Origin of the sequence: Lunatimonas lonarensis, assembly GCF_000390185.1 — a bacterium.
Taxonomy (GTDB): domain Bacteria; phylum Bacteroidota; class Bacteroidia; order Cytophagales; family Cyclobacteriaceae; genus Lunatimonas; species Lunatimonas lonarensis.
The window spans coordinates 1-3,742 of record NZ_AQHR01000119.1; the positions used below are offsets into that span (position 1 = coordinate 1).

General features: G+C 41.5%; 3 protein-coding genes. 2 read left to right on the plus strand and 1 reads right to left on the minus strand.

All coding sequences use genetic code 11. From position 1 onward, the window contains the following. Positions 1-75: 75 nt before the first annotated feature. A complete protein-coding gene (locus ADIS_RS21350) occupies positions 76-816 on the plus strand; it encodes an AAA family ATPase (RefSeq protein WP_394330323.1) in 741 nt (246 codons plus the stop codon). Positions 817-824: 8 nt separating this feature from the next. After that, the gene (locus ADIS_RS21355) at positions 825-1,694 is read left to right on the plus strand and encodes a DUF4435 domain-containing protein (protein WP_010856817.1); all 870 of its coding nucleotides are present in this window, start codon (positions 825-827) and stop codon (positions 1,692-1,694) included. A 92-nt stretch (positions 1,695-1,786) separates the two neighbouring features. On the opposite strand, the gene ltrA is transcribed toward ADIS_RS21355, so the two are convergent. Next, positions 1,787-3,067 (minus strand): group II intron reverse transcriptase/maturase, encoded by a 1,281-nt coding sequence (gene ltrA / locus ADIS_RS21360; protein ID WP_010856818.1) that lies wholly within the window; start codon positions 3,065-3,067, stop codon positions 1,787-1,789. Between the last annotated feature and the right edge of the window lie 675 nt (positions 3,068-3,742).

A 3,742-nucleotide genomic window follows, 5' to 3' on the forward strand; every position in this document is an offset into this window, starting at 1 on the left:
TTTGCCTTATTGGCCAAAATTTTTAACTCCGTAAAGTAGTATTATGTAAGAATCATTGCTTCAGAACAACCTAAAATAAACCAAGATTTTAAAAACAAAATATTATTGCAGTCCTTTCAATTCCTTGAAAGTCAGGAATTAAACATTGTAAAAGATTTTCGTGAATTAAAAGGAAAGAGAAAAGAAGCTATTGAGGCATTTGAGAATTTAAGGATAACAGGATTTACAGAGCATATAAACAACTTTTTTGACCAACTAGAATCTACACTAAGAAATTTGAATGAAATTCAAGGAAAGAAAAAAGGAGATGAAATAGATATAGATAATATTCATATTTTTCAAAAATGGTTTAATAATCAACCGCAATTAAAGAGAATCAACGAATTAATAACCTATAATCTTGCTTATCAAAAAGAATTAGACAAACTATATGAGCCTATTGAAAAAACTAAGGATATAATAAACAGCTTTTTTAGTGAAAGCAAGAAAGAACTTCTAATTGAACCACAAGGCGAATTAAAAGTCAAATTTAAAAATGATAAGATTGCCAATATTTACGAATTATCTTCAGGTGAGAAACAAATAGTAACAATGTTGGGGCACTTGATTTATTTTGAAGAAAAATACAAAAACGAATCAGGTATTTTCATTATCGATGAACCGGAAGTTTCACTCCATTTAGCTTGGCAAGAAATCTTTGTAAACTCTATATTGACTGCGAGTCCAAGAACTCAATTTATTCTAGCTACACATTCTCCTGCAATAATTGGCGACAATTCAGATTCGTTATTTCAGGATTTAGCTGACTTAAATTAAGATATGTTATGTTAGAGTTTGGATATAAAGCATTGAAGGCTTTGCCTAAGTTCTTTTCGTATAGGAACGATATTGACATATATACAGAAGACAAAGTTGCAGACAAAGAATTTTACAGAACCCTTTTCAAGAGAGTGTTAGGTAATGGAATAAAAATTAATGATGTAACACCTTTAGGGTGTAAAACTAATGTCCTAAATGCATTTGACAATCAAGATAAAACTGACCGTAGGAGAAAACTATATATTGTGGACGGTGATTTAGAGTTGATACTCGACACAAATAGAAATACTTCGGGAAATTTAATTGTGTTAGATTCTTACTGCATAGAGAATTATTTAATAGATGAAACAGGCGGAATTGAGTTGATTTATTTTTCAAATGGGAGTGAGTCAAGAGACAATCTAAAAAACAAACTAAATTTCAGTAAATGGTTAGAATATAACGCTCCTTGTTTAATTGACCTTTTTCTAAATTTTGCCATTCTAAGAAAATACGGTGGCGGTCCAATAATAAAAACGGCACACGATTTCTTAACTCAAAATGGGAAACAAACAATATTGGATAAAGACTCTATAAACCAATACTCACAGGACATAAAGTCTCAAATTATACAAAGACTTTCCATTGATGGTATTGAAAACCCTGATGAAATATATTCTAATGACTATTCTCACCTATCAAAGAAATGGAAAACAGATAATATGACATTGTTGCGAATAGTTTCAGCGAAGAACTATTTATTACCCTTACTACAATTTAGAATAAACTTCTGTATTGATAAAGGAAAAAGTTTAGTACCAAAGAATTCATTTAAACTATTTTTAGCTGACAAATGCGACATTCAAAGACTCAATTTCATAAGAGAAAAAGTATAATAACTGTGCCTAATCGAGTAGCCCGACCTGAGCTAAATAGCTCAGGTTGAGGCTCTCACACCACCGGACGTACGGGTCTCGTATCCGGCGGTTCACTGGATTGTAGGTTGCGATTTGAGGTAATAGGAAAGCATTGATTCGTAACCCTTTCTTCTTAGGCGGGACAATGTGATAGTCGTGATCAGAATCGGGCTTTGGGCTACTGCCCATCCTCCTTTTCGGGTACGACTCCACGCATAGGCATGGCCTTGATCCACTCCCAATCTGATCAGGTTTTTACGTTTCCGCTCAGGCTTCTTCCAGTCGTGCCAGATACAGTAGCGAAGTCGGTTTCGTAGCCATTCATCCATGGCTTTTAGCTTGGCTGTCATGCTGGCGAGGCGGTAATTGTTTACCCATCCCCGCCACACTTCTGCCAGCTTCCGTAACCTTTCCTCGAAACTGTACGGTCTGGTCTTCTTGGTGATCTGCTTGAGTTTGCGTTTGAGAGAGTCCCAGCTGTTCTTTTTCACTACCAGTTGGTACTTTCCCTTGACCCCTTTCTCGTATGTCGGGACAAATGCATGTCCCAACAGTTCGAAATTGGAAGGTCGTCGGATTCCGCTTTTCTCCCTGTTAATAGGCAACCTGAGCTTGTCCCTCAAGAAGAGGTAAATCTCGTTGCCTACTTTCCTGGCCTCCTTCTTTGACTTGGTGTAGATACTGAAGTCGTCCGCATAGCGGACGTATTTCAGGTTTCTCCGTTCCAGTTCCTTGTCCAATAAGTCCAGAAGGATGTTGGACAGCAACGGACTGAGTGGCGAGCCTTGCGGCACGCCTTTTCTACGTTTGTGCAGTTTTCCGTTGATCTGGATGGGTGCACGTAGCCATTTCCGGATGAGCCGCAGGGTGGTCGGACATTTTACCCGTTGGTAGGTCAGTTGGAGCAGTAAAGAGTGGTCAACCTCGTCAAAGAACCCTTTGAGGTCGATGTCCACAATGTCCTGATAGCCATCGTTGATGTATTTCAGGGACTGTGTTACCGCCTTGTGGATATTCTTTTCGGGGCGGAAGCCGTAGCTGTGCTCCTCGAACGTGAGTTCGTACTTGGTCATCAGTACCTGGCTTACCGCCTGTTGGAGCCACCTTTCCACTGTTGTGGGAACCCCCAATAATCTGGTTTTTCCGTTGTTCTTGGGGATTTCAACCCCCTTGATAGGTTGTGGTACGTACGTGTGGTTCAGGATGGAGGTGGCAATCCTGTCCCTGTTGTTTTCCAGGTAGGAAAACAGTTCGGTGACCTGCATGCCGTCCACCCCTGCCGAACCCTTGTTCCGCACTACCTGGCGGTAGGCTTTGTAGAGGTTCTTACGGTTGAGTACTTTTTCTATCATAGCTAAATCTGTTAACCTTGTCCGCTTAGGGTGGGGCTGCCCCTATATGGTGCTCCCCATCGAATTTGGACGTAATCCAGCGTTCAGTCCTTCACTGGTTTGTGAGACCGTCAGGGATATGGTTTCGGCAGTCCCTGCTCGTTTCTCCAGTTACTATGACCTCTGCTGACTTCTCATCCTGTAACCCGTACAGGTCGAGATCTCCCCGGGTAAGGGCATATTCCTTCCCCCAATATCCACTGGATCTACCGGACAGGTACTTGGTGGTTTCCCACCCTTTGGACGTCAGTATGTTGTGTTACCTCATCCGACCTGCCAGGCCTCAGTATCCAGTTCCTGTTCGTTGGAACCGGGGTTTGCAGTCTCGCTGCCTTCAGTGCATGCCTCACGGCAAACCACCTTGCGACTTGCTAACGCTTCGGGGCGTTACCCCCGCGCGTAAGGGACTTGCACCCTCTGGAATATTATGGTATCTTCGATACCAGATGCCCATGCCGAGCACACACAGCACCTACCCAAAAGTGGCGGTTCAGAGGTTAAATCAAGCTTTGTGCTTCTATCAAAGTTTCTGCTTGGTTGACAGTGAATCGCTTCGAAATCGCCACCTTCGGGTAGCTGCAAACCGTTACCAGCAATCCCGTATATTAGAAACTCATTTACTTTCAGAGCTAACGG

Bases quoted from the DNA above. Each gene is read 5' to 3' on its own strand.
- ltrA (WP_010856818.1), bottom strand. From the start codon at position 3,067: ATGATAGAAAAAGTACTCAACCGTAAGAACCTCTACAAAGCCTACCGC.
- ADIS_RS21355 (WP_010856817.1), top strand. From the start codon at position 825: ATGTTAGAGTTTGGATATAAAGCATTGAAGGCTTTGCCTAAGTTCTTT.